26 protein-coding genes are annotated in these 26,964 nt (G+C 39.7%); all 26 read right to left on the reverse strand.

The window, feature by feature from the left end; genetic code table 11:
• Positions 1–14 precede the first annotated feature (14 nt).
• Positions 15–1,175: an ADP-forming succinate--CoA ligase subunit beta gene (sucC, locus tag FC748_RS12390; protein ID WP_024362048.1), complete on the reverse strand. Its 1,161-nt coding sequence runs from the start codon at positions 1,173–1,175 to the stop codon at positions 15–17.
• Between the two features lie 140 nt (positions 1,176–1,315).
• A complete protein-coding gene (locus FC748_RS12395) occupies positions 1,316–1,639 on the reverse strand; it encodes an EscU/YscU/HrcU family type III secretion system export apparatus switch protein (RefSeq protein WP_024362049.1) in 324 nt (107 codons plus the stop codon).
• Complete coding sequence (locus FC748_RS12400; protein ID WP_108029517.1) at positions 1,636–3,531, reverse strand: TP0910 N-terminal domain-containing protein; 1,896 nt, start codon at positions 3,529–3,531, stop codon at positions 1,636–1,638. The genes FC748_RS12395 and FC748_RS12400 overlap by 4 nt, the downstream gene beginning before the upstream one ends.
• Positions 3,532–3,546: 15 nt before the next feature.
• Entirely contained in the window at positions 3,547–4,302 is a 756-nt protein-coding gene (locus FC748_RS12405; RefSeq protein WP_108029516.1) for a ribonuclease HII, read from the reverse strand.
• Between the two features lie 280 nt (positions 4,303–4,582).
• Positions 4,583–5,458: a ribosome biogenesis GTPase YlqF gene (gene ylqF, locus FC748_RS12410; RefSeq protein WP_108029515.1), complete on the reverse strand. Its 876-nt coding sequence runs from the start codon at positions 5,456–5,458 to the stop codon at positions 4,583–4,585.
• Between the two features lie 121 nt (positions 5,459–5,579).
• Positions 5,580–6,146, reverse strand: coding sequence for a signal peptidase I (gene lepB / locus FC748_RS12415; protein ID WP_024362053.1), 567 nt, complete (start codon positions 6,144–6,146; stop codon positions 5,580–5,582).
• Between the two features lie 106 nt (positions 6,147–6,252).
• On the reverse strand, positions 6,253–6,597 hold the full coding sequence (rplS, locus tag FC748_RS12420; RefSeq protein ID WP_024362054.1) for a 50S ribosomal protein L19: 345 nt from the start codon (positions 6,595–6,597) through the stop codon (positions 6,253–6,255).
• A 126-nt stretch (positions 6,598–6,723) separates the two neighbouring features.
• Positions 6,724–7,452: a tRNA (guanosine(37)-N1)-methyltransferase TrmD gene (trmD, locus tag FC748_RS12425; RefSeq protein ID WP_024362055.1), complete on the reverse strand. Its 729-nt coding sequence runs from the start codon at positions 7,450–7,452 to the stop codon at positions 6,724–6,726.
• Positions 7,452–7,967, reverse strand: coding sequence for a ribosome maturation factor RimM (gene rimM, locus FC748_RS12430; RefSeq protein ID WP_024362056.1), 516 nt, complete (start codon positions 7,965–7,967; stop codon positions 7,452–7,454). The genes trmD and rimM overlap by 1 nt, the downstream gene beginning before the upstream one ends.
• Before the next feature lie 222 nt (positions 7,968–8,189).
• Positions 8,190–8,423 (reverse strand): KH domain-containing protein, encoded by a 234-nt coding sequence (locus tag FC748_RS12435; protein ID WP_004269410.1) that lies wholly within the window; start codon positions 8,421–8,423, stop codon positions 8,190–8,192.
• A 15-nt stretch (positions 8,424–8,438) separates the two neighbouring features.
• On the reverse strand, positions 8,439–8,711 hold the full coding sequence (gene rpsP / locus FC748_RS12440; RefSeq protein ID WP_024362057.1) for a 30S ribosomal protein S16: 273 nt from the start codon (positions 8,709–8,711) through the stop codon (positions 8,439–8,441).
• 94 nt (positions 8,712–8,805) lie between these two features.
• Entirely contained in the window at positions 8,806–10,164 is a 1,359-nt protein-coding gene (gene ffh, locus FC748_RS12445; protein WP_024362058.1) for a signal recognition particle protein, read from the reverse strand.
• 12 nt (positions 10,165–10,176) lie between these two features.
• On the reverse strand, positions 10,177–10,512 hold the full coding sequence (locus FC748_RS12450; RefSeq protein ID WP_024362059.1) for a putative DNA-binding protein: 336 nt from the start codon (positions 10,510–10,512) through the stop codon (positions 10,177–10,179).
• A 190-nt stretch (positions 10,513–10,702) separates the two neighbouring features.
• On the reverse strand, positions 10,703–11,950 hold the full coding sequence (gene ftsY / locus FC748_RS12455) for a signal recognition particle-docking protein FtsY (RefSeq protein ID WP_024362060.1): 1,248 nt from the start codon (positions 11,948–11,950) through the stop codon (positions 10,703–10,705).
• Positions 11,947–15,528 (reverse strand): chromosome segregation protein SMC, encoded by a 3,582-nt coding sequence (gene smc / locus FC748_RS12460; RefSeq protein WP_108029514.1) that lies wholly within the window; start codon positions 15,526–15,528, stop codon positions 11,947–11,949. Before smc ends, ftsY begins: the two co-directional genes overlap by 4 nt.
• Before the next feature lie 3 nt (positions 15,529–15,531).
• The gene (rnc, locus tag FC748_RS12465) at positions 15,532–16,296 is read right to left on the reverse strand and encodes a ribonuclease III (RefSeq protein WP_024362062.1); all 765 of its coding nucleotides are present in this window, start codon (positions 16,294–16,296) and stop codon (positions 15,532–15,534) included.
• A 274-nt stretch (positions 16,297–16,570) separates the two neighbouring features.
• Positions 16,571–16,807, reverse strand: a complete 237-nt coding sequence (gene acpP / locus FC748_RS12470; protein WP_024362063.1) for an acyl carrier protein — start codon at positions 16,805–16,807, stop codon at positions 16,571–16,573.
• A 60-nt stretch (positions 16,808–16,867) separates the two neighbouring features.
• Positions 16,868–17,614, reverse strand: a complete 747-nt coding sequence (fabG, locus tag FC748_RS12475; protein ID WP_108029513.1) for a 3-oxoacyl-[acyl-carrier-protein] reductase — start codon at positions 17,612–17,614, stop codon at positions 16,868–16,870.
• Positions 17,607–18,560: an ACP S-malonyltransferase gene (gene fabD, locus FC748_RS12480; protein ID WP_024362065.1), complete on the reverse strand. Its 954-nt coding sequence runs from the start codon at positions 18,558–18,560 to the stop codon at positions 17,607–17,609. The genes fabG and fabD overlap by 8 nt, the downstream gene beginning before the upstream one ends.
• Before the next feature lie 19 nt (positions 18,561–18,579).
• Positions 18,580–19,572, reverse strand: a complete 993-nt coding sequence (gene plsX, locus FC748_RS12485) for a phosphate acyltransferase PlsX (RefSeq protein WP_024362066.1) — start codon at positions 19,570–19,572, stop codon at positions 18,580–18,582.
• Complete coding sequence (gene fapR, locus FC748_RS12490; protein WP_024362067.1) at positions 19,569–20,147, reverse strand: transcription factor FapR; 579 nt, start codon at positions 20,145–20,147, stop codon at positions 19,569–19,571. The genes plsX and fapR overlap by 4 nt, the downstream gene beginning before the upstream one ends.
• A gap of 127 nt (positions 20,148–20,274) precedes the next feature.
• A complete protein-coding gene (recG, locus tag FC748_RS12495; RefSeq protein WP_108029512.1) occupies positions 20,275–22,320 on the reverse strand; it encodes an ATP-dependent DNA helicase RecG in 2,046 nt (681 codons plus the stop codon).
• A gap of 291 nt (positions 22,321–22,611) precedes the next feature.
• A complete protein-coding gene (gene sdaAA / locus FC748_RS12500; protein WP_024362069.1) occupies positions 22,612–23,532 on the reverse strand; it encodes an L-serine ammonia-lyase, iron-sulfur-dependent, subunit alpha in 921 nt (306 codons plus the stop codon).
• Positions 23,533–23,546: 14 nt separating this feature from the next.
• On the reverse strand, positions 23,547–24,209 hold the full coding sequence (gene sdaAB / locus FC748_RS12505; protein ID WP_024362070.1) for an L-serine ammonia-lyase, iron-sulfur-dependent subunit beta: 663 nt from the start codon (positions 24,207–24,209) through the stop codon (positions 23,547–23,549).
• A 348-nt stretch (positions 24,210–24,557) separates the two neighbouring features.
• Entirely contained in the window at positions 24,558–26,213 is a 1,656-nt protein-coding gene (locus FC748_RS12510; RefSeq protein ID WP_108029511.1) for a fatty acid kinase ATP-binding subunit FakA, read from the reverse strand.
• An 18-nt stretch (positions 26,214–26,231) separates the two neighbouring features.
• Positions 26,232–26,594 (reverse strand): Asp23/Gls24 family envelope stress response protein, encoded by a 363-nt coding sequence (locus FC748_RS12515; protein WP_024362072.1) that lies wholly within the window; start codon positions 26,592–26,594, stop codon positions 26,232–26,234.
• Between the last annotated feature and the right edge of the window lie 370 nt (positions 26,595–26,964).

Here is a 26,964-nt window from a genome sequence, read left to right on the forward strand (position 1 = left end):
TCTCCCTGCCTTCCTTAGCCTACTAGTCCCACAATTTTTTGTGCACCGTCAGCCATTGAGTCTGCTGCCACGATGTTTAAACCTGATGCATTTAAGATTTCTTTACCAAGCTCTACGTTTGTACCTTCTAAACGTACTACTAACGGTACAGATAAACCGATTTCTTTGGCTGCTGTTACTACACCATCAGCGATAATGTTACACTTCATAATGCCGCCGAAAATATTAACGAAAATACCTTTTACATTTGAGTCAGAAAGGATAATTTTGAAAGCTTCTGTTACTTTCTCGGCTGTTGCGCCGCCCCCTACATCAAGGAAGTTAGCGGGGCTACCGCCATAGTAACTAATTGTATCCATCGTTGCCATTGCTAGACCCGCACCATTTACCATACAGCCAATGTTGCCATCTAGTGAAATATAGCTAAGATCATATTTCGATGCTTCGATTTCTTTTGGATCTTCTTCATCAAAATCGCGTAATTCGACAATATCTTTATGACGATACAACGCATTGGCATCAAAATTAAATTTAGCATCTAGTGCTACAACCTCTCCTTGTCCAGTGACAACAAGTGGATTAATTTCTACTATTGAAGCATCTTTGTCGATAAATGCTTGATATAAACCTAACATTAATTTAACAGCTTTCCCTACTAGGTTTGCTGGAATATTCATATTAAACGCCATACGACGTGCTTGGAAGCTTGTTAGTCCAATTACTGGATCAACAACTTCTTTGAAGATTTTTTCTGGATTTGTTTCAGCTACTTCTTCAATATCCATACCGCCTTCTTCTGAACCCATAAAAGTTACACGAGAAGTAGCGCGGTCTAATACTAAACTTAAATAATACTCTTTTTGGATATCAGAGCCCTCTTCAATATACAAGCGTTTTACTTCTTTACCTTCTGGACCTGTTTGATGAGTTACTAAAATTTTACCTAATAACTCTTTTGCGTATGTACGCACCTCATCAAGGTTTTTTGCGATTTTGACACCACCAGCTTTACCGCGTCCACCTGCATGAATTTGCGCCTTGACCACGGTTACATTTGAGCCAAGTTCCTTCGCTACCTTCACTGCCTCATCAGGGGAAAAAGCAACTTTTCCATTGGGTACTGCAACACCATATTTTCTCAGAATCTCTTTCCCTTGATATTCATGGATATTCATAATACATCCTCCCATCAAACATTTGCATAAAATTGTTTTACTAACATAATCTATTCTAACGAAAGATTCTGATAAAGTCTACACTTTGTCTTTTGTTCGAATTTTATCTAAAATTATGACGTTTTCTTCTACTTCGTGTACTAAAACAGAGAATTCTTGAAATCAGAATTCTTTATTTTTTCTATATTTTTGCTATGTTGTTGGTCTAGATGATAAATAAAAGCAAACACTTCAGCCACCGCTTGATATAATTCTTCAGGTATTGACTCATTTAAATCTAATTGTCCAAGTAATTGAACGAGATTCGGATCCTCATATATCGGCACATCATGTTCACTTGCACGTGCCAATATATTTTCAGCCACTTTCCCTTTTCCTTTTGCTACGACAGATGGGCTATCAAATTGTCCTTGTTTATAAGTGAGGGCAATCGCTTCTTTACGCGTCTTTTTTTCTTCACTCATATGCGGAAATCCACCCCACTAATTTCCTCCTGCTGTTGTACTACAGGGGTTGTTTTTTCAAGTTGGGCTTTTTCAAATTGTTTAATAAAGACTCCCGATAGCTGATAATTTTTTTTTGCAAGCCCTAATTTCAATGCTGTTTTTAGAGGTTCTGCATGAAAAGCAATATCTGAATTTTCATTAAATACTGTGACAGTGACAACACGATTTTGAACTTGCATATCAATTACGGTTTCTTTCATTGACTCCATTTGTAAATAAAACAATATTCGTGCGTAGTTGGCATCAATCTTTCCGTCTTCTTTCATACGCCCATTCCATTGTAACGTGGCATCCATTTTCTTTCCAAAAAATTCAAGGGGCACTTGCATCACGAGCTGGTGTTGATGACCATTTTCTCCTGACACAAGTTGCATCCCATTCATGCGTGTCATTAACAGTTCAGCTGCTTCCCTTAGTTGTGGCGTTATTTGAGCTTCTTGAAGCAATGTATGAAGCTGTGGTTTTAATTGGTGTGCAATTGCTTGCAAATCCGCTGATTTACTACTAAGCGTAGCCTCGTAACTAATGCCTAAACTTTTCAATACCGTTTTAAGGGCATGCTCCATCGCTTTACTATCCATTGAATTTCGTACATGTGCATCAGCTTCTGTAAGCATGCGTTGAATAGTTGGTTGTGGTGCCTCCGTACTTTGTTTTACAAGATTTCGCATCAGCGCGTCATTTTGTACTGGAATTGTCGACTCTTGCTTAAACAGTGATAATAAATGTTCTTTTACAGAAAGCGCATTACCATCTTGCGTAAATAACCGTTCGGGTGCATTGTGAGCGAACGCTTTGATTAGTTGTTCTTGCATTTGCTTCGCAAAAATTTCCAATGTTTGTTTATTAGTTGGTAATTGGTTAAATCGATCAATCATTTGGTTCAGCTGTTGCTTTTGCTCATTGCTCAATAAATTTTGGCTCGCTGTCCAAGATTTTAGCTGTTCAATAAGCTGTTGCTTATTTTCTGGTTTTGTTGCTAAAATTGTTTGGATTACTTGGCCAGCCTGCTGAAGTTGACCTTGTTGCACAGCTTTTGCTTCATTTAGAGACGACCAATTTTGTAAAGTTGCTTGTTGCGGTAAAATACCCGCTTCTTTTAATAGAGTTAAAGCTTGTAATCGTTCACTTGTTGATGCTGCGTTATTAGTTAAAAGTTGAATCGATTTTGCGAGCAGTAACGTACCTGTCTCTGCCTCGAAGGGTTTTGCAATCGCTAACACTTGTTGCATCAAATTTTGTTTCACATTGGCTTGTAATGCTGTATCCTTCGCTAATAACTGTGTAAAATTATCCATTATTGCCGACATACCGGATGTTTTTTGCCCACTAACAAGTGCTTGAAACACATCTTGCGTCATTGGCATTTTTAGCTCAACCATTTTTTGAAGTGCTTGTAAGGCATCCATCTTTGTCACACCTTCAGGCAATGCCTTCATCCACATTTCAGCTTGCATAAGTTGCTCTTTAGAAATCGGTATTTGAGCCTTAATAAAGTGCGCTAACACCTGTTGCATTTCTGACGTTTTTGGCAAATTCATCGAATCTAGTAGCTGATTTATTTGTTGGTTTGTAGAAACCTCTTGCCCCATCGGTCCTGTAACAACTTTTAACTCTGTTTGAGGGCTTGTCCCTGTTACTTGAAAGAAATGGGCATCCCCTGCTTTTAGCGGTACTTCCAGTTTAGCAATCAGCTTTTGATTGCCTACTTGGACCTCTGCCGTTTGATCTGGATATAATTGTTTAATCGTGCCATGAAATACTTGTCCTTGCTTTAATGCCAGCGGTTGATTTGCTGGAGTTAAAGTAGTTTGTTGCATTTGTATTGGATTAAACGATGTTGCTGTCATCTAATTACTCCTTTCTTACATCGATTTTATAGGTTCAAAAGACTTGCGATGATGTATCGTTGGTCCGAATGTTTCAAGTGCCTCTAAATGTTGTTTTGTACCGTAGCCCGCATGCTGTGCAAAGCCATACATAGGAAATTCTTTGTCCAATTGTTCCATATACTCATCCCTAGCTGTTTTCGCTAAAATAGAAGCTGCTGCAATGGCTAAACTTTTTGCATCGCCTTTAATAATCGAATCCTGTGGAATGGTGATTGGTAGTGTCATAGCATCGACTAGCACATAATCCGGTTTAATGGACAAGGATTCCACACTTGTTTTCATCGATTGCTTTGTCGCTTCATAGATGTTCAGTGCATCAATCGTTTGTGCTGATTGAAAATGAATGAAATAGCTAATGGCATGTTCTTTCACCAATGCTGCAAAAACATTGCGTTTTTCCTTTGTTAACTGCTTCGAATCATTTAATCCTACAAGAGCTTCACAGTTTTTTGGCAAAATAACAGCTGCGGTTACAACAGGTCCTGCTAAAGGCCCGCGCCCTGCTTCATCTACACCTGCGATGAAGGCATTTTCACCACCATAGCACTGATCGAAGTCAATCTTCGCTTGATGCTCTTCCAATAGCTGTCGTTTCTTTTCTTGGCGTTTATTCCAACTATGCCATGCTTTCTGCACACCTGCACGTTCGTCGGTTTCAATTGCCGCCATCCATTCTTGCCAATCCTCAGCTATTTTTAGTGCTGCTGTAATCTCTTTAATCGTTTTCATCATTTTACTCCCTTTATCTTACTCTATATCATTTATCGGCAATATCTACTATTCCTAAAAGAAAAAGGCTAGGACAAAAGGAAAAAGTGTTAGATTGACGGCAATCAATCTAACACTTTTTTGCATTGCTGTAAATGTTCGTTACGGTGTTTGCTTTTCACCTGATACCTCTTTCACTATGTGCACCTCTGTAGGATTTACCAACTAGTGCTCTCGGTTAGTGGAAGTTACAAGCAATTTTGTCTCTTTTAAAGGTTTGTCCCTATCACTTTTTCACATATTATTGCTGTATCGCTTCTTTTTCAAGCTGTTCATCAACAAAGTCAAATGTTAGCTTTCCTAATAGTAATCCACGAATATCTCGTACGATTAGCTGGGCTACTTGATCGTAGTCGATTTCTCCACCTGCTCCAAAAACACGACGAAGCTTGCCGATATGGTCAAACGTTTCCACTAAGTCGTCATGCATAAACTGAAAACCATAGCGTTCTTCCATACGTGTTGGATAATGTGTCGATAAAAATTGTAACCCATATACCGCCAAATCTTCCATGTTAGTAATGGTATCTTTAATAGCACCTGTTAAAGCCAGCTTATAGCCTACTTCTTGGTCTTCAAACTTAGGCCATAAAATTCCTGGTGTATCTAGTAATTCTAGTTCCTTGCCGACTTTTATCCATTGTTGCGCCTTTGTCACACCAGGCATATTGCCTGTTTTCGCAATATTTTTCTTTGCTAAGCGATTAATAAGTGTGGATTTTCCCACGTTTGGAATTCCAACAATCATTGCTCTGATGGCTCTCGGCTTCATCCCTCTTGACTTCATGCGGTCAAATTTTTCTTTTAATATTTCTTGTGCCGCCTTGGTCACAAGTTGTAGTCCTTTTCCTTCAAGCGAATTGATTGCCACTGCTTTATGGCCATGCTGTGCAAAATATTCTACCCATTTGCGTGTTTCGTGCTCATCCGCCATATCTGATTTATTTAAAATAAGTAGACGCGGCTTTTGGTTAATGACCTCATCAATCATCGGATTTCTCGAAGATAATGGTAAGCGAGCATCGATTAATTCAAATATAATATCTACTAGCTTTAATTTTTCTGTTACTTCACGGCGTGCCTTCGCCATATGCCCTGGAAACCATTGTATAGTCATTTCTATACCTCCTAAATAAGAAAAGCGCATTCGCCCAATTCAGTGCGAATGCCTTAAAATCGAATAAGAAAACGTATGCTCTTAGACGTCAAGAAAGGGAGTATTAGCCCCCTTTCAAACATTACTTCACAATTTTAATATCACTATACGGCCAGAAAATAAGGCTTGTATTACCTATAATTTCTTTTTGATCGACAATACCTATGTGACGGCTATCTTTACTATATCGACGATTATCGCCCATCACAAACACATAGCCTTCTGGAATTACATCATGCAGTGATGCATCAATGTCATTTAACGTAAAATCTTCCGTTAATGTACCTTCAGTAATTTCAGCTTTGTATGCATCTAAATAAGGCTCATCTATCGGTTCTCCGTTAATGTATAACTGATCGTCTTTATATTCCAATGTTTCACCAGGTAAGCCAATTACACGTTTAATGTAGTTTTTTTGCTCTGGTGCATGGAACACCACGATATCAAAGCGCTTAGGCTCTCCAATTTTATAACCAATTTTGTTGACAATCATTCGGTCGCCATCTTCAAGGGTTGGCATCATGGACTCACCGTCAACTGCAATTGGTGTAAATAAAAAATAACGAATAACTGCTGCAATCGCAAATGCAATTAAAAGAGCCTTTGTCCATTCCCATAATTCATTCTTTTCTTTCACTTGTTTTTCCATTATGAATTGCCCCCTTGTCTATCTTCATTTTAGATGATTATTATTTAAGATGACAAGCAAAAAGAAAAGGAGCTTGCAATACAAGCCCCTCACTTTTAAGTCATAATTATCGAATTTCTTTAATACGAGCAGCTTTACCACGTAGGTTACGTAGGTAGTAAAGTTTAGCACGACGTACTTTACCACGACGTACAACTTCTAAGTTAGCGATTTTTGGTGTGTGTACAGGGAATGTACGTTCAACACCTACACCGTAAGAAATTTTACGAACTGTGAAAGTTTCGCTAATACCGCCACCACGACGTTTGATAACTACACCTTCGTATACTTGGATACGTTCACGAGTACCCTCTACTACTTTCACGTGTACCTTAACAGTATCACCAGGACGGAAAGCTGGTAGATCAGTGCGAAGCTGAGCTTTAGTAATTTCTGTAATAATGTTTGACATTGTTTTCTCTCCTTAGACAGATGCTCTTGCACGCAATGTATGCCACAGCGGAACACCGTAATTCAGCACTTCACATAGAAGCACAGATTAGATGTTATCACATATATGGCATGCAAGCAAGCATCTTTATTGTTGTTTTTTAAGTTTTTCCAAATACAATTTTTGCTTGTCTGTTAATGGATAATGCTCGAGTAAATCAGGTCGACGCTCGAATGTTCTTTTTAACGATTGTTCTTCGCGCCATTGTTCGATTTTCGCATGATTGCCTGATAATAATACTTCTGGTACTTGCATGCCTCGGAATTCAGCAGGTCGCGTATAATGTGGATGTTCTAACAGACCCGTTGAAAAAGAATCTTGGATATGGGAATCTGCTTGTCCCAACACGCCAGGTAAAAGGCGTACGACACTATCGATAACCGTCATCGCACCTAACTCACCACCTGTTAACACAAAATCACCAATCGATATTTCATCGGTAACGAGGTGCTGACGAATGCGTTCATCGTAGCCTTCGTAGTGACCACATAAGAACACTAATTCACTTTCTTGCGCTAGCTCTTCCGCTTTTTTTTGGGTGAAACGTTCACCCTGCGGACACATTAAGATAATACGTGGCTTTTTACCCGCTGTAATAGCCTCTACAGCACTAAACATCGGCTCTGGCTTTAACACCATCCCTGCACCGCCACCATACGGATAATCGTCTACCTGATTATGCTTGTTGCCAGAAAACGCACGAATATCTGATACTTCTAGCTTTACAGCCCCTTTTTCTTGAGCTTTTTTTAGTATCGATGCACCAAATACACCCGAAAACATATCTGGAAATAGACTTAATACGTGAATATGCATCATAGTAAGCCTTCCATCACATGAATAACAATTTTCTTTTCTTCCACATCAATATTTTTGACGATGTCTTCAATATATGGAATGTAATGCTCTTTTTTAGCACCCTTCACTACCCACACATCATTGGCACCTGTTTGCAGAATATCTTTGACTTCACCAATTGTTGCACCTTCTTCAGATACAACCGTACAGCCTATAATTTCATGGAAGAAAAATTCATTTTCTTGTAATAAATCATCGGTCATTTGATCTTTCGTGATTTTGAGCATTCCTTCTTTGAACGGCTCGACAAAGTTGATATTATCCATACCTTCAAATGTTAACAAAATAAAGTTTTTATGACGGCGTACGGATTGAATTGTTACCCACGTTGGCTTTTTATCGTCTTTTTTAAACGCTGCAAGCTTATTCCCGACCGCAAAGCGTTCTTCTTCAAAATCTGTCGTCGATAAGATACGCACTTCACCACGAATTCCGTGCGTGTTCACAATACGACCTACATTAAACCATTCCATTCATTTCACCTCTATACCGTTATATATCCGTACTATATAAAAAAAGGAAGGAACCAGCAAGCTCCCCCCTCTTCTATCCAGATTTTACGCTACACATTTACAGCTCCTACGAATTCTAGCAACAACATAGTCGTTAAAATTGTTCAGTGCAAAATGGCGACAGGTTGCATAATTGCTACATTGTTACCTTATTGCGCGTAAACGAGCGTGAAAATCTTTTTATCAATCCAATATATCGACGTAAGTCTTTTTTTGATGGTGACTACCTGCCGCTGAATAAACAATTGTACGAATCGCTTTCGCTACTCGCCCTTGTTTGCCTATGACTTTCCCTCGATCCTCTGGATGAACAAAAAGTTTATAAACAATTCGATTTGCATTTTCGTCCGTCTCAATACGGACTTCTTCTGGATAATCGACTAACGGTAAAACGATTGCTTCAATCAGCTGCTTCAAAGACGTCTCCCCCGATTATTTACTGAATTTTTGGTTATGGAATTTTTCCATGATACCTTGTTCTGAGAACAAGTTACGCACTGTATCTGATGGTTTTGCACCGTCAGCTAACCATTTAAGAGCTTTCTCTTCATCAATGTTTACAGTAGCTGGTTGAGTTAGTGGGTTGTAAGTACCAACTGTTTCGATTGAACGACCGTCACGTGGTGAACGAGCGTCTGCAACTACGATACGATAGAAAGGAGATTTTTTAGCTCCCATACGTTTTAAGCGAATTTTAACTGCCATTTTAATAGCACCTCCGAATAAGTTTCACACAAGATAGTATATTATCAATGTTTATGTTGTTTGTAAAGTGTTTTTTCTTAACACCTATAAAATATTATTTAAACAATGAATCAAAGCCAGGTAATTTCATCTTTTTCTTGCCCTTACCTGTCGCCATACCTGTCATTTGCTTCATCATTTTTTTCATTTCGTCAAATTGTTTTAACAAACGGTTGACCTCTTGAATAGACGTACCTGAACCTTTGGCAATGCGCTTTTTACGGCTACCATTAATGATTTCGGGATTTGTCTTTTCAGCAGTTGTCATAGAGTAAATAATGGCTTCTACACGGCCCATTTGCTTATCATCTACTTTGACATTGTCTAAGCCTTTAATTTTGCCTGCACCTGGTAGCATTTTCAATATTTCGTCGAGCGGGCCCATTTTTTTCACTTGTTGTAATTGCTCAACAAAATCATCGAGTGTAAAGCTTTGCGTTTTGAACTTTTCTTCCAGTTCTTTCGCCTTTGCTTCATCGACGTTTGCCTGCGCCTTTTCAATTAGTGATAACACGTCACCCATGCCTAAAATACGAGATGCCATACGCTCCGGATGGAACGGTTCAAGCGCATCCAGTTTTTCGCCCATACCGACAAATTTAATTGGTTTCTGTGTCACCGAACGAATGGATAATGCTGCACCACCGCGTGTATCGCCATCCAGTTTTGTTAAAACAACCCCTGTAATGCCGACAGCCTCATTAAAACTTTCCGCAACGTTTACAGCATCTTGCCCCGTCATGGCATCTACCACAAGGAAAACTTCATCAGGCTCTTTTAACGCACGGATATCCTTTAATTCTTGCATTAAATCTTCATCGATATGCAAGCGACCTGCTGTATCGATAATGACAACATCATGATGTTCTTCTTTCGCCAGTTCAATTGCCTGACGAGCGATTTCAACTGGTGATACATCTGTGCCTAAAGCAAAAACAGGTAAAGATAATTGCTTTCCTAATGTTTGTAATTGCTGAACCGCAGCAGGGCGATAAACGTCCGCAGCAACTAGTAATGGTTTACGGTTATATTTTTTACGTAAAATATTTGCTAATTTCCCAGTTGTTGTTGTTTTACCCGCACCTTGCAAACCGACCATCATAATGACAGTTGGTGGCTTTGTATTAAATTTAATCGGGCTTTGTTCGCCGCCCATCAGCTCCGTTAACTCGTCTTGAACGATTTTAATAACTTGTTGACCCGGTGTTAAGCTTTGCATAACATCTACACCAACAGCGCGTTCACTTACTTTTTTAACGAATTCCTTGACTACTTTTAAGTTAACATCCGCCTCGATTAAAGCAAATCGGACTTCACGCATCATTTCTTTAACGTCTTGTTCCGATACTTTACCCTTACCTTTAATCTTTTGGATCGTTCCTTGGAGTCGTTCCGCTAATCCTTCAAAAGCCACTGCTTTCGCCTCCTAATCCCATTCTTTCAACTGTTCAATAAGCGCCAACTGCTCCTCAACCGGCATACTTTTTTCTGTAATTCCAGCTGTAAGGCGCGCAAGCATTTGCGTACGTTGTTGAAATTTTTCCAGTAAACATAGTTTTTCTTCATATTCTTCAAGCATCGCTTCAGTTCGACGAATATTATCATAAACAGCTTGACGTGAAACTCCATATGATTCAGCGATTTCTCCAAGTGAGTGATCATCTAAATAATACAGTTCCATATAACTTCTTTGCTTATCTGTTAGTAATGCTTGATAAAAGTCGAAGAGAAAGTTCATGCGTGTTGTTTTTTCAAGTAGCATCGAGTTTCTCCCCCCGTTGTTAGTCATTTGTATCATAACGAAAAGCGCCCGTCTGTGTCAAGGTAATCTCCTTGTCTAAAAGCATTCTATTAGCTGAATAACGTTATTTCACCATTAGCTAGTATTTCTCTTTTAAACAATGTGTTTCACCTTTTAACAGTCGAGCGACCATGCTTTCAACTACAATCTTTTACTCTTCGCTATTTTGTAGTTCCTTATCTAAGCCTTCAGCAAATAAGCCGTATACATAGCGTTCTGCATCAAATGGTTGTAAATCATCCATTTTCTCGCCAAGACCTACAAATTTCACAGGAATGTGTAATTTATTTCGAATGGCAAGCACAATACCACCTTTTGCGGTACCATCGAGTTTCGTTAAAACAATTCCCGTTACATTTGTTACTTCTTTAAATGTTTGTGCCTGCACAAGTGCATTTTGACCAGTCGTTGCATCTAGTGCTAGTAACACCTCATGAGGAGCATTCGGTATTTCCCGTGAAATAACTCGATGTACTTTTTCAAGTTCATTCATTAAGTTCACTTTGTTTTGTAAACGGCCCGCAGTATCACAAATTAAGACATCTGCTTTACGATTTTTCGCAGCACGTATTGCATCATACATAACCGCTGCTGGATCCGAACCTTCTGATTGCTTAATAACCTCGCAACCAACACGGTCTCCCCAAACTTGTAATTGGTCAATTGCCCCTGCACGGAACGTATCTCCTGCAGCTAAGACAACTGTTTTCCCTTCCGATTTTAGACGATGTGCTAACTTACCTATTGTTGTTGTTTTCCCAACACCGTTTACACCTACGAATAGAATAACCGTTAACTCACCATTAGGTTGCATATTTAGTTCGATTAAGTCTTCTTCCCCTTGCTCGTAAATTTCCACAAGTTTTTCAGAAATAATCGTTTGGATACCATTTGTATCTTTAATATTTTTGCGCTGTACCTCAAAGCGTAATTTATCCATTAATTCCATTACTGTTTCAAAGCCAACGTCTGCTTGTAATAATAGATCTTCTAGTTCTTCAAAAAAGTCCTCGTCTACTTTACGGTAGCGTGCCACTAAATCATTGACCTTAGAAGTAAAGGAATTACGGGTTTTTTCAAGACCCGCTTTAAATTTTTGTGTAATAGACCAAGCTGAAGGTTTTTTTTCTTTTACAGGTTCCTCTACAATCGCAATTTCCTGCACTTCTTCCTGTTTTTCTTCCTCCACAACATTCGAAGCTTGTGAATCAATGAAGTCCTCACTTGCTGATGATTCTTCTACTTTTTCTTGCAGCTCTTCATGACTTGATTCCTGTTGAACTGGCTCTACCGTATCTTCAAGCTTTAATTCGGTAGATGACTCTTCGACTAAATTTTCTACTTTTTCTTCTGTTGGATTTCCAATTAGCTTATCTTTTAAACGTTTAAAAAAACTCATGCTTGTTCGCTCCTTTGCTCCGCAAGTACGGGTTCATCTTCTAATTTTACTGATACAAGTTTTGATACACCTGATTCCTGCATCGTAATACCATACAGTACGTCAGCTCCCTCCATTGTACCTTTACGGTGTGTAATAACAATGAATTGGGTATTGCGACTAAACTTTTTCAAGTATTCGCTGTATCGAACAACATTTGCCTCATCCAATGCCGCTTCTACTTCGTCGAGTATACAGAACGGCACAGGTCTAATATTTAAAATGGAGAATAGTAAAGCAATCGCGGTAAGTGCACGTTCACCACCAGAAAGTAAACTTAAATTTTGCAACTTTTTCCCTGGCGGTTGCGCAACAATTTCAATGCCCGTATCAAGCATATTGTCAGGATCAAGTAATACTAAATCTGCCTGACCGCCCCCAAACAATTCACGGAATACCCGTTTGAACTGCTCTCGAATGGCAAAAAATGTTTCACTAAAGCGTATTGTCATTTCTTCATCCATTTCTTTAATGGCTTCGTGTAAAGTATCCTGCGCTTCCAGTAAATCCTCACGTTGCTCTGTTAAGAAAGAATGTCGTTCTTGGACACGCTCAAATTCTTCAATCGCACTTAAGTTTACAGGACCTAATTCTTCAATAGATTTTTTTAATAACTTGACGCGACGTCGCATATGCTCTTCGTCTTCAATAGTTAAAGCGACTTCCAGTGCCTCTTCAAACGTTAGTTGATAGTTTTCTTCGAGCTGATTTTTAAAATTACTCATCTCAAATTCTACGCGATTGCGCTTTAATTCATTCGCACGTATTGCTTCAATGAAGCCTTTATGTATACGTTGCAATTCCTTTAGCTGCTCTTCTAACGTTGTTAATTCCTGTTGTTGCGCCGCTTTTTCTCCCTTTTTCTGGGTAATTGTCACTTGTAACGTTTCTCTTCTAGCTTTCCAAGTTGCGACCTGCTCTTCCACTTCTTCATCACTCAATAATTTTGTCGATTCATCAGATTGAAGCCAGATTATTTCCTGAGAAATATTGTCGACTTTTTGGCGAGCTTTGTTTAATTGTAGGGCAAGTTCAGCGGTCGCAATTTGTACTTGCGACATTTGCTCCTGCATTACCGCTAACTCTGAACGTTTTTCTGCCGTTTGTTCGCGCAGAACATCTTTTTCTGTTTCACTTTGTAGTTTAACTTTACCTAATTGTTCTACCGTCTCGTTTATCGCTACTAATTCTTCAGCTAGCGCTGCTAAACGTGCAGTAGCTACTTCCTTTTGAGCAAGCAGCGCTTCCTCACGTGTTTTTACATCTTGCGTTTCATTTGAAGCAAAGGACACTCGGGCGGATAGACTTTTTTCTACAACCTCTAATTCTCGAAGGCGACTTGCCTGTTGCATTTCTTCTTTCCGCAGTTGTTCGCCTTCTAGTTTTAATTGTTCTACTTTGTCACGTAATGTGGCCAATGTCTCTTTTTCCGTTGCTACAGCCTGCTCTGCACTATAAATCGACGTTTCTAATGCTTCTAGCTTAGCTATCAGGCCATCGAGCTCGGCTTTTCTTGTAAATAGGGAAGATTGTTGTTTCGCTGCACCACCCGTTAAAGAACCTCCAGCATTGACAATATCCCCTTCGAGCGTTACGACACGGTAACGGAAACCACATAATCGCGCAATTTGACTTGCCCCTTCTAAATGCGCTGCAACAATGACATTGCCAAGCAAATTTTCAACAATGGAACGATTGTCCTCATCGAACGTGACAAGGGCATCTGCCATTTGTACGAACGCCGGATGCTCCGTAGCAAGCTGAATGGCTGACGGATTAATTTTGCGTGATTTCATAACCGTTTTTGGTAAGAATGTAGCACGCCCCGCTCTTTTTTGCTTTAACCAACGGATAGCTTGTTGGGCGTTCTGTTCGTTCGTCGTCACAATATGTTGGGAGGCGGCACCTAAGGCCGTTTCAATCGCTTGCGAATATTTGCCATTGACCTGAATCAATTCCGCCACTGCGCCTTCAATACCAAATAATTCACCTTTATCACGCGCCAGTAATACTTCCTTAACACCATGGAAGAAGCCAGAGAAATCAGCTTCTAGCTCTGCTAATGTATCTTTTCTAGCTTTTAATTGTTGTTGGTGCTGATACGCCTTATACAGCATTTCTTGCTTATCATTAAAAGAAAGATTCACTTTTTTAAACTGCATTTGCAATGTTTCATATTGTTCGAGCTTCTGTTGCAATGCAGTCGTTGTTGCTGTATGTAGGCCAACAAGTGTTTCTTTCTCCGCCACAACTTCAATTAATTCTTGACCAATCTCATCCGTTTGGTCTGTCATACGAGCTGCCATTGCTTTTTGTTGTGATAATTGTTGTTCGATATTTTTTAATTCATTTTTGACTGTTGCTTCTTCGTTTAATGAATCGATATAGCGGTTTTTATGCTCTTCCATTTCCTGTTCAATTTCTGTAACTGAACGGTTTAAGGATTGCTCTAATTGCTTAATGATTTGCTTTAGCGTTAAAACTTCTTGTTGTTTTTCTACAAACAATTGTTTTTTCTCAAGTTCTTGCGCAACTAATACCTCTACTTCATTTTGCGCTTCAAGTAATGATGTATTCAACTGCTGTAATTGATTCGTTGCATTTTGGCGTTTTTCAGCCATTAAAGCTTTACGACCATCCCAACGTTCCATTTCCATCGTTGCATCTACAAGCTCAGATTGTGCAGCATCCAATAAAACATCCAACTCTTTTAAATGTTTCCGAATATCCGTCGTTTGGGTTTCTAGCGCTTGAATATCCTTTGCTTGTTTTTGCTCTGTTTCAGATAGCTGCGCATACTCTTCTTTCAATGCATGCAAAGATTGTGCACAATTTTTTAAATCGTGCACAAGGATCGCAATATCAAAATCCTTTAGTTCCGTGGACATTTGTACATAGTCTCTTGCGCTAGAAGCTTGTATTTGCAAAGGCTCCAAACGGCTATCCAACTCATGTAAAATATCTAAAACACGGTAAAGGTTTTCATCTGTTTCTACAAGTTTATGCTCTGCTTTTTTCTTTCGTAGCTTATATTTTAAAACACCAGCCGCCTCTTCAAATATTGAGCGGCGATCGTCCGGGCGGCTATTTAAAATTTCATCGACACGGCCTTGTGAAATAATTGAAAAAGCCTCTTTCCCAAGTCCCGAATCCATAAACAAGTCCGTAATATCCTTCAGGCGACACTGCTGGTTATTTAATAAATATTCACTATCACCTGAACGGTATACGCGTCTTGTTACGCTGACCTCTGTATACGAAAAAGCAAGTTGCTCATCAGTATTATCTAAAATTAATGTTACCTCTGCAAAGTTTAGTGGCTTTCGAGAGTCACTCCCAGCAAAAATAACATCTTCCATCTTTGCCCCACGTAACGACTTTGCCGATTGCTCCCCGAGTACCCAACGAATAGCATCAGTTACATTACTTTTCCCACTGCCATTAGGTCCAACAACAGCTGTAACACCTGGCACAAAGTCAATACCAATGCGCTCCGCAAAAGATTTAAAGCCAATCACTTCGAGTCGTTTTAGGAACATCTATTAAGCCTCCTCTTTAGCAGTATGCTCACGCATTGCGCGCATCGCACATTGTGCTGCTTGTTGCTCGGCTTCTTTTTTTGATTTTCCTCGACCAATACCAAGCTCTTGTCCATTTAATAACACGCTTGATACAAAGGTACGGTTATGCGCTGGGCCCTTTTCATCAATAATTTCATAATGAAGTAAACCGTTATTTGTTTGCTGTACCATTTCTTGTAGTTGGCTTTTAAAATCCATCACATGCGAAAAAGCACCGACTTCTACCTTTGGGAACACGATTCGTTCTAAAAATGTCACGACCGTTTGCAAATCCTGATCTAAATAAAGAGCACCTACAAATGATTCAAAAACATCTGCAAGTAGCGCTGGGCGTTCCCGTCCACCTGTTAATTCTTCACCTTTTCCAAGCAATACAAAGCGACCAAATCCTAATTCATTTGCAAAAATAACAAGGGATGGTTCACAAACGATTGAAGCTCGCAATTTTGTTAATTCGCCCTCACTCATATGCGGGTATTTCTCAAAAAGGTATTTAGAAACAGACAGTTCAAGTACAGCGTCGCCTAAAAATTCGAGACGCTCATTATCCGTAAACAATTTACGGCGATGCTCATTCACATAAGATGAATGCGTGAATGCTTGATACAATAAATTTTTATTAATAAATGTGATGTTTAATTCATGCTGTAATAGCTCGAATTGATTGCGTACTTTTTCAGGAAGTACGCCTGATTTCTGCATAGTTCCTTTTCTTCTCATAGCCATTGAACAATCTGCCTTCCTAATAGTTTCTACCGTCTTAGTGTACCTTTTTCAAGGCATTTATGCAAAAGTATTTCGGCATAAATACAATGTTTTGGAAGTTTTTTCGTATTTTTTTAACAAAAATAAAAAAAGGTACGTCCATCGTTCGAAAAACGAACCATTTCGTACCTTTAAAATACATCAAAGCAAATAAGCTTTTGCCATTATGCTTTGATGTAAGTCTACAATGGTATCAGATTTTGTATTATCAAAATCTGTGTCATCTACCAGAAAATTAGTTAATTTTACCTTCGATGTATGAAATAGCAGAACCAACTGTTGAAATTTTTTCAGCATCTTCATCAGAAATTTCCATATCGAATTCGTCTTCAAGCTCCATTACAAGCTCAACAACGTCTAATGAGTCTGCACCTAAATCATCACGGAAAGAAGCTTCTAGTGTAACTTCACTTTCCTCAACACCTAAACGGTCTACGATTACTTTTGTTACGCGCTCTAATACTGTAGTCAAAACGTTCACCTCCCCTCAAATGATTATACAAAAAATTAAAAATTATGCTATAGCATATTATTACATCACCATGCCGCCGTCAATATGTAGCGTTTGGCCTGTCATATAGTTTGCATCTTCAGAAGCTAAAAACGCAACTGCTTTCGCAATATCCTCAGGTTGCCCAAGTTTAGCGAGAGGAATTTGTGTCAGCATGCCTTGTTTTAAATCTTCTGGAAGCTGTTCTGTCATTTCAGTTTCAATAAAACCTGGAGCAATGGCATTTACTAAAATATTACGTGACGCAAGTTCTTTTGCCGTCGTTTTTGTTAAGCCAATGACGCCTGCTTTTGCCGCTACATAATTTGCTTGCCCTGCATTACCAGCAACACCAACGATAGAAGAAATATTAATGATGCGCCCTGCACGCTGCTTCATCATTTGACGAGTGACTGCTTTTGTACAAAGGAATACACCTTTTAAGTTTGTATCGAGTACATCGTCCCATTCTTCTTCTTTCATGCGCATCAATAAATTATCGCGAGTAATTCCTGCATTATTTACTAAAATATCAAGCGCGCCAAATGTTTTGACTGCCGCATCCATTAATTCAGTAACTTCCTCTGTTTTGGAGACACTTGCTTGAACGGCAATCGCCTCTCCACCATTTGCTTGAATTGTCGCAACTACTTCCTCTGCTTTTGCCTGTGAGCCGCTATAGTTAACAACAACCTTCGCACCTTCATCCGCAAGCTTTAATGCAATTGCACGTCCAATTCCTCGTGAAGCACCTGTTACAACCGCAACTTTTCCTTCTAATTTACGCATTGATTGTCCACTCCTTCGACGCTTCTATTACCGCTTCTAATGACGCTTCATCATATACACAATATGTTGCCACTGAACGATCTATTTTCTTAACTAAACCACTTAACACTTTACCAGGACCACACTCAATAAATACATCCACGCCTTGCGCAATCATTTCGCGAACGGATGCTTCCCATTGTACAGCGCTATACACTTGTTCAACTAATTCTTGTTGAATAGCTGGTACATCTTGTATTTCTTTCGCCTTCACGTTGCTAATTACCGGAATTTGTGGTTCCGATAAAGTAATTTCGGCTAGCGTAGCTTGTAATTGTTCTGAAGATGGTCGCATTAATTCTGAATGGAAAGGTCCACTTACTACTAACGGAATTGCACGTTTTGCACCCGCTTCTTTTGCAGCTACAGAGGCCTTATCAACGCCTTCCTTAGTACCAGAAATAACTATTTGTCCTGGACAGTTGACGTTTGCAACTTGAACTACATCACCTTCAGCTGTAACTTTAGCAGTTACTGCATGTAACGCCTCAAGCTCCATTCCAAGAATAGCTGCCATTGCACCTTGCCCTGCTGGTACAGCTTCGTTCATGTATAAACCACGTTTATGAACAACAGCTACAGCATCCTCAAACGAAAGCACACCTGCGATGACTAATGCACCGTATTCTCCAAGAGAGTGACCCGCAGCATAATGTGGCGTAATGCCTGCAGCACGCAATTTTTCAGCAACCATAACACCTGTCGTTAATAATGCTGGTTGCGCATGGTATGTTAGCGTTAGCTCTTCAGCAGGTCCTTCTAACATTAATTTAGATAAGTCAAAACCAAGTGTCTTGTTAGCACTTTCGTAGAAGGCCTTACTTTCTTGCGAATTGCTTATAAATTCTTGACCCATGCCAACCGTCTGTGAGCCTTGGCCTGGAAAAATAAATGCAATTTTCGTCATTTCTTACTAATCCCCTTTGTTAATCAATTTCTAAGTGACGTACTGTATCGGTAATAGTTGATATCACTGTATGCTCTACCATCGTATTGGCTTGACGGATTGCACTATAGATTGCTTTCGCATTGGATGATCCATGCGCTTTAATTACAGGTGCTTGTAAACCAAACAAACCTGCACCGCCATACTCTGTATAGTCCATTTTATTTTTTAAGTCACGTAAATTATTTTTCATTAACATTGCTGAAATTTTCGTTTTGGTAGAAGACATAAATGCCTCTTTTAGCATTGTAAACAATGCACCCGCTGTTCCTTCTATTGACTTCAGCACCATATTGCCTGTAAATCCATCTGTCACAACGACGTCTGCTACCCCATCAAGTAAATCACGCGCCTCAACGTTGCCGATAAAATTCAAGTCCGCTTCTTTTAATAAGGCAAAAGCAGCTTTCGTTAAATCATTGCCTTTTTTATCTTCAGTTCCGATATTTAAAAGACCAATACGTGGCTTTTGTAAACCGCCTACCTTTTTGGCGTATATATCACCCATAATCGCATATTGCAGTAAATGTTCTGGTCGGGCATCTGCATTCGCTCCTAAATCGAGCATTAAAAATCCTTTGCCATCAAGTGTCGGTAATGTCGTAGCTAATGCAGGTCGAGCAATACCTTCAATACGCCCTACCTTAAACAAACCACCTGCCATTAATGCACCTGTATTTCCCGCCGAAAGACAGGCATCTGCCTTCCCTTCTTCCACTGCATCCATCATGCGTGCCATCGATGAATCTTTTTTACGTCGTACAGCACGTGCAGGGTCATCTGTGCCCTCGACCACTTCTTCACAATGAATAACCGTTAAGCGGTCATGCATTTTCAAATAAGGGTCAAGCTTTTCTTGCTGTCCATATAACTGAATTTCCAAATTTGGAATTTGTTCTAATGCTAATAATGCACCTTCCACTACTGACTTTGGTGCATTGTCGCCACCCATTCCATCAAGTGCTAATTTCATTCTTGTTCACCTTTACCTTTCGTGCGGTACATATCGAATTCACCAACCAAAACTGTTTCACCATTTACAGTAGATACAATTTCTACTTTTGTACGATGGCGTTCATCATCTCTTCCAACAACGACCGCCTTAGTAATAACACGATTTCCGGCTTTTACAGGTTTCACAAATGTAATATTGGAGTGCACTGTTAATGCAAGCTCATCATCAATTACCGCTACAGCTAATGAGTTTGCTTGTGCAAATAAATGATGTCCACGAGCAATGCCATTGCGCTGAAAAACGTGCTCATCTTTTACGTCAAAAATTGATAATGCACGATTGTCTAATTCTATATCAATAATTTCACCGATTACTTCGTCAATCGGTAACGATTTCACTTCATTTTCATAAGTTTTCGAAGCCACATCTTTAATTCGTTCACGCAATTCGGGAATTGCTAATTCCATACGATCCAATCGAATGGTTTGAACACTTACCTGAAATTCCGACGCGAGTTGTTCATCTGTGACGAATGGATTTTCCGCAATCGTTTCAGATAATAATCGCTGTCGCTCTTTTTTCGTTCGTCTCAACGTCATTCGCCACCTTTTGAGTTGTTATTAGCACTTGGTACTAATATCAGTATATAGAGTATAAAAAAAGAATGCAAGACTTGTTTTCAAAAACAAGCTCTCACATTCCTTATTACACAACGCTACATTAATCAAATCGTTCGCCTTGAAGGACGCCAGACTGTTGTAGCATTTCACGCAAATATCGATACATCTCATCATGCCAAAATGCATCTGTATCAATCATTTCTGTTGCATCTTTTCGTGCCGTCTCCAGGGTTCTATAATCATGTACTAAATCGGCTACTTTAAAATCAGGCAAGCCGCTTTGCTTACGGCCGAAAAAGTCTCCTGGTCCACGAAGCTCTAAATCTTTTTCAGCTAGTCGGAAACCATCATTTGTTTCGGTCATAGACTGCATTCGCTCTTTACCCTCATCCGATTTTGGATCAGCAATTAATATACAGTAGGATTGATGCTCACCACGTCCTACACGACCGCGGAGCTGATGTAGCTGCGCTAAGCCAAAACGTTCCGCATCGTAGACTACCATAAACGTTGCATTGGGCACATTTACGCCGACCTCAACAACAGTCGTAGATACTAAGACGTGAATATCGCCCTCACTAAAGCCTCGCATTATCGCATCTTTTTCATCTGCTGGTAAGCGACCATGCATTAACCCAACTTTAAAGCGTCCAGTAAAATACGATGCGAGTTGCTCATAAATCTCTACGGCATTTTGAACATCCAGTTTATCCGACTCTTCAATCAAAGGACAAATGGCATATGCTTGTCTACCTGCTGTCAGCTCTAACTCTAGTTTAGCTAATACGGAACCCAATTGTTCTTTTTTCATCCAATGGGTTTCAATTTCTTTACGCCCTGCCGGCATTTCATCAATTAACGAGACGTCCATTTCACCAAACGCTGTAATCGCCAGTGTTCGTGGGATAGGCGTAGCCGTCATAAAGAGCACATCAGGGTTTTCTCCTTTATCACGTAAAATTCTACGTTGCTCCACACCAAAGCGATGCTGTTCGTCCGTTATAACAAAGCCCAGTCTCTTGAAGAGAACATCAGGTTGGATCAGAGCGTGGGTGCCTATAACAATATCAATTTCTCCATTAGCCAGTGAGGCTAATAGTAGACGGCGCTCCTTCGTTTTCGTTGAGCCTGATAATAACGCGACACGTACACCAAATGGCTCAAACCAAGCAACTAAGTTTTCAGCATGTTGCTCTGCTAATATTTCCGTCGGTGCCATTAGCGCCCCTTGAAATCCAGCTGTCACAGCAGCATATAAGCAAATAGCTGCCACAACTGTTTTTCCCGACCCAACATCGCCTTGTAGCAAACGATTCATGCGATGCGGTGCTTTTAAATCTTTACATATTTCATTGACAACACGCTTTTGAGCACCTGTTAACTCGTACGGCAATGAAGCAATAAATGCCCGTAGTTTTTGCAAGTCGAACTGTATAATCGTACCGTGTTCAGTATCCTTACGTATTTTACGTATTGCTTGAATACGGAGCTGAAAGTTTAATAACTCTTCATAAGCAAAGCGTCTTCTAGCTTGTTTCGCATGCTCAGCATTTTGTGGAAAATGAATACCTTCCAACCCATCGCGTATTGACACTAATTTATAGGCATCCTGCAAATGCTGTGGAATCGCATCTGGTAATACCGCACCAAAGTCATCTAACACCTGTCGCATATATTTACGAAACCGTTTTTGTGGAATTAAACCTCTCAAGCTATAGACAGGTTCAAAGTCTACTTGGTCGATTTTCGGTCCAAAAGTGACAGTGGTGCCATTAATAACTTGTCTACCTCTATCCCATTTGCCCGTCACTGTCACAATAGTACCTGGTATAAGCTTTTGCTTTAAATAGTTTTGATTGAAAAATACGACTTTTACTAAATGGCGCCCCGCAAGCACAGTTACTTGCAAGCGAGATTTGTTGCGTCCTAAAAACAACACAGTCGGCTCACGTTCTACTTTACATTCAACGGTAACTCGCTCATTATGTGGTGTTTGCGCTAAATCCTTTAAACGGAAATCCTCATGCCGATGTGGAAAGGTCCATAAAATATCGTTTACCGTCTCGATACCCAATGTTTCTAAGTGTGCTGCGGTTTCTTTCCCGACTCCTTTTAATTCGGAGACAGGACTGCTTAATTCAGTCACCTGTCACAACAGCTCTTGAGAATTGTTGTGTCACAAATCTCAAGAACCTACCTCCCTTCTATGTCAATTGTTTTATTGTTATTCGTAGATACATCCGTTCTCATTTTAACTGTATCATAAATCTTTTCTTTCGTGTCGACACAGTAACTTTCAAATTGCACTTATTCGGGCGCTATCGCCACGAAAATCACTTCTATCGGCACTAAACCTTCAGGTCCCCGCTGTAGCGGATTACAACGACATAACAAAAAAGCGTTAGATTGATTGCAGTCAATCTAACGCTTTTACAATCTACTCTATTGTGATTCTTGCTTTTAGTATGCTTTGTAAATCGCCATTATTAAGAATCGCATTGCTAATTGCTTTGCCTGTTGGCGTCGCCGCTAGTCCACCACGCGCTGTTTCTTTCAAGTTCGGGCTCATTGACTGACCGATGCGATACATCGCTCCAATGACTTCATCACATGGGATACGACTCGTAACACCTGCTAAAGCCATATCTGCTGCTACAAGCGAATTCGCTGCCCCCATTGCATTACGTTTAACACAAGGCACTTCGACTAAACCCGCTACTGGATCACAAACGAGACCTAGCATATTTTTCAGCGTAATAGCAAATGCTTCTGCACATTGTTGAGGTGTCCCTCCTGCCATTTCCACTATTGCCGCCGCCGCCATACCGGCTGCCGAACCAACTTCAGCCTGACAGCCACCTGCAGCACCCGAGATAGAAGCATTGTTTGCTACCACAAAACCAAAGGCGCCTGAAGTAAATAAATAGCGAATCATTTGCTCACGCGTTGGGTTTAGCTTATTTTTTACTGCAAATAAAGTGCCTGGCACTACTCCCGCAGAACCGGCTGTAGGTGTTGCACAAATTGTGCCCATGGCAGCATTTACTTCATTCGTAGCAACTGCTTTACTGACCGCATCCAATAATAAATCTCCAGAAAGCGATTTGCCTTGTGCAATATAATTTTGAAGCAGGACAGCATCACCACCAGTTAAACCTGTAACAGACTTTACTCCTTGTAAGCCTCGTTCAACCGCTTCTTCCATCACTGTTAAGTTTTGATCCATTTGTTGCATAATTTCTTCGCGTGTTCGACCACTTATTAGTATTTCTTGTTCAATCATTAGCTCAGAAATTTGCTTTTCTTCACGCTCTGCTCGTTCTACAAGCTCACGGACATTATGAAATAATACATCCATTTTGGGACACCCCCTTAGTTATTAATTTTCGATACTTTTGTAATATGTGGTATTAATGAAATTTGTTGAAGTACTTTGTCCTCAATATTTTGATCGATCTCAATCACCATTAAAGCCGTTAAGCCACGTTCGATACGTGAAACTTCCATATGGCCAATATTGACATTATGCATTGCTAAGCAATTTGCCACATTGGCAATACAGCCCGCGCGGTCATCATGTACAACAAGAATAGCAGGCATGCCACCCGTTAAGCGAAGCTTGAAGCCATTGACCTCGCTTACTTCAATTTTTCCCCCGCCAATTGAAATACCGACAATTGACATTTCGCCATCATCGTCACCAAATACCAATCTCGCTGTATTCGGATGCTCTGTATTAGCTGTTTCAGGAATAAATTCATATTGCATGCCAGCTTTTTCTGCATGCTCAAAAGCCGTTTTAATTCGCTCATCAAATGTATCAAAATCTAATAAACCACCAATTATTGCTACATCTGTCCCATGCCCTCTGTATGTTTCTGCAAACGAACCATATAGGTGGATTTTCACCCATTTCGGCTGTCTGCCAAATAAATCTCTTGCAACACGGCCAATACGCGCTGCACCTGCTGTATGAGAAGAAGATGGACCAATCATAACAGGTCCAATAATATCAAAAACCGATGTAAATTTCATACAAGCACCCCTCTATTCTATTCATATAATAATTTTACTTTTACTTATATCATGCTTGATAGTTACTATAAAAGTAAAGCACTACTTTATCAACTTTCAGAAAATTAAAACGACTATAATTTCTTAATCATTTATATTATTTCTTTATTGTACTCTCTACAAATACAAGCACTCTCAAGAGCTGATATTCCAGCATTTACAAGTTAACTGTCCTTTGAAGAAATACACAAAACAATCTATTTTGCTTATTTCTTCTTGTATTCAACGCTGGCATTCCTTTTACCATAAACAAAAGCAGTACACAACTTGTGCACTGCTTCGTCTACTCGTTCACTCTGCAACCTAATATTATTCTACCGAAATAATATATGGATATAATCCTTGTTTACCATTAAATAACTCCACTTCGACATCTGGATAGTTTTCTTCGATAAATTGGATTAATTCAGAGGCTTTTTCTTCAGACGTATCTTCGCCATAAATAATTGTTACGATTTCCGTATTTGCATCTACTAAATCTGTAATAACTTTCTCAGCAGCGTCTTTTAACGCTGGTGTAGAGAGCACAATTTTCCCTTCAGCAAGCGCCATAAAATCGTCTTTATGAATTTCTACGCCATCAATCGACGTATCACGCACTGCATAAGTGACTTGCCCTGTTTTTACATGAGCAAATGCTTCTGTCATCGCTTTTTGGTTTGTTTCAACTGTCGCTTCTGGATTAAATGAAAGAATGGCTGCCATCCCTTGAGGAATTGTTTTTGTTGCCACAACTGCAGCTTCAATACCCAATAACTCTACAGCTTGCTCAGCTGCCATTACTATATTTTTGTTGTTTGGTAAAATAAGTACTTTTTCAGCACCAATTTCCTGTACAGCTTTCACAATATCTTCAGTTGAAGGGTTCATCGTTTGTCCGCCCTCAATCACATAAGAAGCACCAATCGAGCGTAGTAATTCAGCCACACCTTCTCCCATTGCAATCGTAACAATCGCATAAGGATGTTTTTCAGCTTTTTTCGTTGGAGCTGGTGCAGATGCTTTGTGATCCTCGCCAACGATAGCGGAATGTTGCTCACGCATATTATCAACTTTGATTTTAATAAGACTACCATATTTTTGCCCCATCGCTAAAACAGCGCCCGGTTGCTCAGAATGAATATGCACTTTCGCAATTTCTTCATCTGAAATAACAAGCAACGAGTCACCTAATGGGTTTAATTCATTACGGAATTGTTCCTCACTGAATGGCTCTTTATCCTCTTCAAAACGAACCATAATTTCCGTACAATAGCCAAATTCAATATCTGCAGTATTCATAAAGTCTTGGGCTCTATGATGTTCGGCATTAATTAAATCATCTAATGTTGCATCATTTTTCTTTGGTAGTGGCTCGCCTTTTAAAGAGGCTAAAAAACCTTCGTAGACAAATAGTAATCCTTGACCACCACTATCCACGACGCCTACTTCTTTTAACACCGGTAACAGGTCTGGTGTGCGCTCTAGTGAAGCCTTTGCTTCCGCAGTAAATGCTTCCATAACAGCAATGATATCGTTTTCACTTTCAGCAACTTCTACACCTTTTTTAGCCGCTTCTCGTGCCACAGTTAAGATTGTTCCCTCAACTGGTTTCATTACTGCTTTATAAGCTGTATCGACACCAGCTTGGAAAGCACCAGCAAATGCTTTTGCATTAATTGTTGCTTCTTTTTCTACAAATTTACCGAAACCTCGGAATAGTTGCGATAAGATTACACCTGAATTCCCACGTGCACCCATAAGCAATCCTTTTGATAACGCTTGTGCCGTTTTCCCAATATGTTCTGACGCTTGAAGTTCGGTTTCCTTAGCACCAGATGTCATCGATAAGTTCATGTTTGTCCCTGTATCCCCATCTGGTACTGGGAATACATTTAAAGAATCTACATAATTTGCATTTTGGAATAGGTGATGAGCACCCATTTGCACCATTTCAGCAAATTTTAATCCGTCTAAAGACTGCATTCGAATTTGTTCCTCCTCTTACTCATTCGCTACACGAACGCCCTGCACAAAGATATTGACAGATTTAACGCTCATACCTAATGTTTTATCCACTGTATATTTCACTTTCGACTGTACTTGATAAGCAACTTCCGAAATTTTAGTCCCGTAACTAACAATAATATACATATCAATATGTAAATCTTCTTCTTGTTGTCGAATTACAACACCTTTTGCAAAGTTCTCTTTACGTAAAATATCAGTTAGACCATCACGAATTTGATGTTTAGATGCCATGCCAACAATACCGTAGCATTCTATAGCAGCGCCACCAGCAATTTGTGCAAGTACATCTGTTGAAATATCAATTTGGCCGAATTCATTATTTAATTCAATTGACATAGAAATGCCCCCTTGGCTCTTTTTGACTAAATTATATTGTACCACTTCGGGTATACATTAAGCAACCTAAGTTGCCTTGAAAGCGCTTTGTGTCAACGTTTTTAGCGTTCCATCCCTACCCAATTAGCTTGCAACATTTATGGTTCTCTGTTCTGAACGACCTATTAAACAGCATTTCCTTAAATGTTACGGTCGAAACATTGTCATTAAATATCTATGTATTGGTAGACAAAAAAGCTGATGTATTTAAACATCAGCTTTTTTGTGGGATTCTGCTAACACCTAAGATGCTCTCTTTACTACTGGTGTTTCAGTTGTTTCGCGGGTATTTTACTTTGCTTCGCGAGTATCTCACTCTACTCCGCGGGTA

Source organism: Lysinibacillus sphaericus (genome assembly GCF_005217585.1).
GTDB lineage: Bacteria > Bacillota > Bacilli > Bacillales_A > Planococcaceae > Lysinibacillus > Lysinibacillus sphaericus.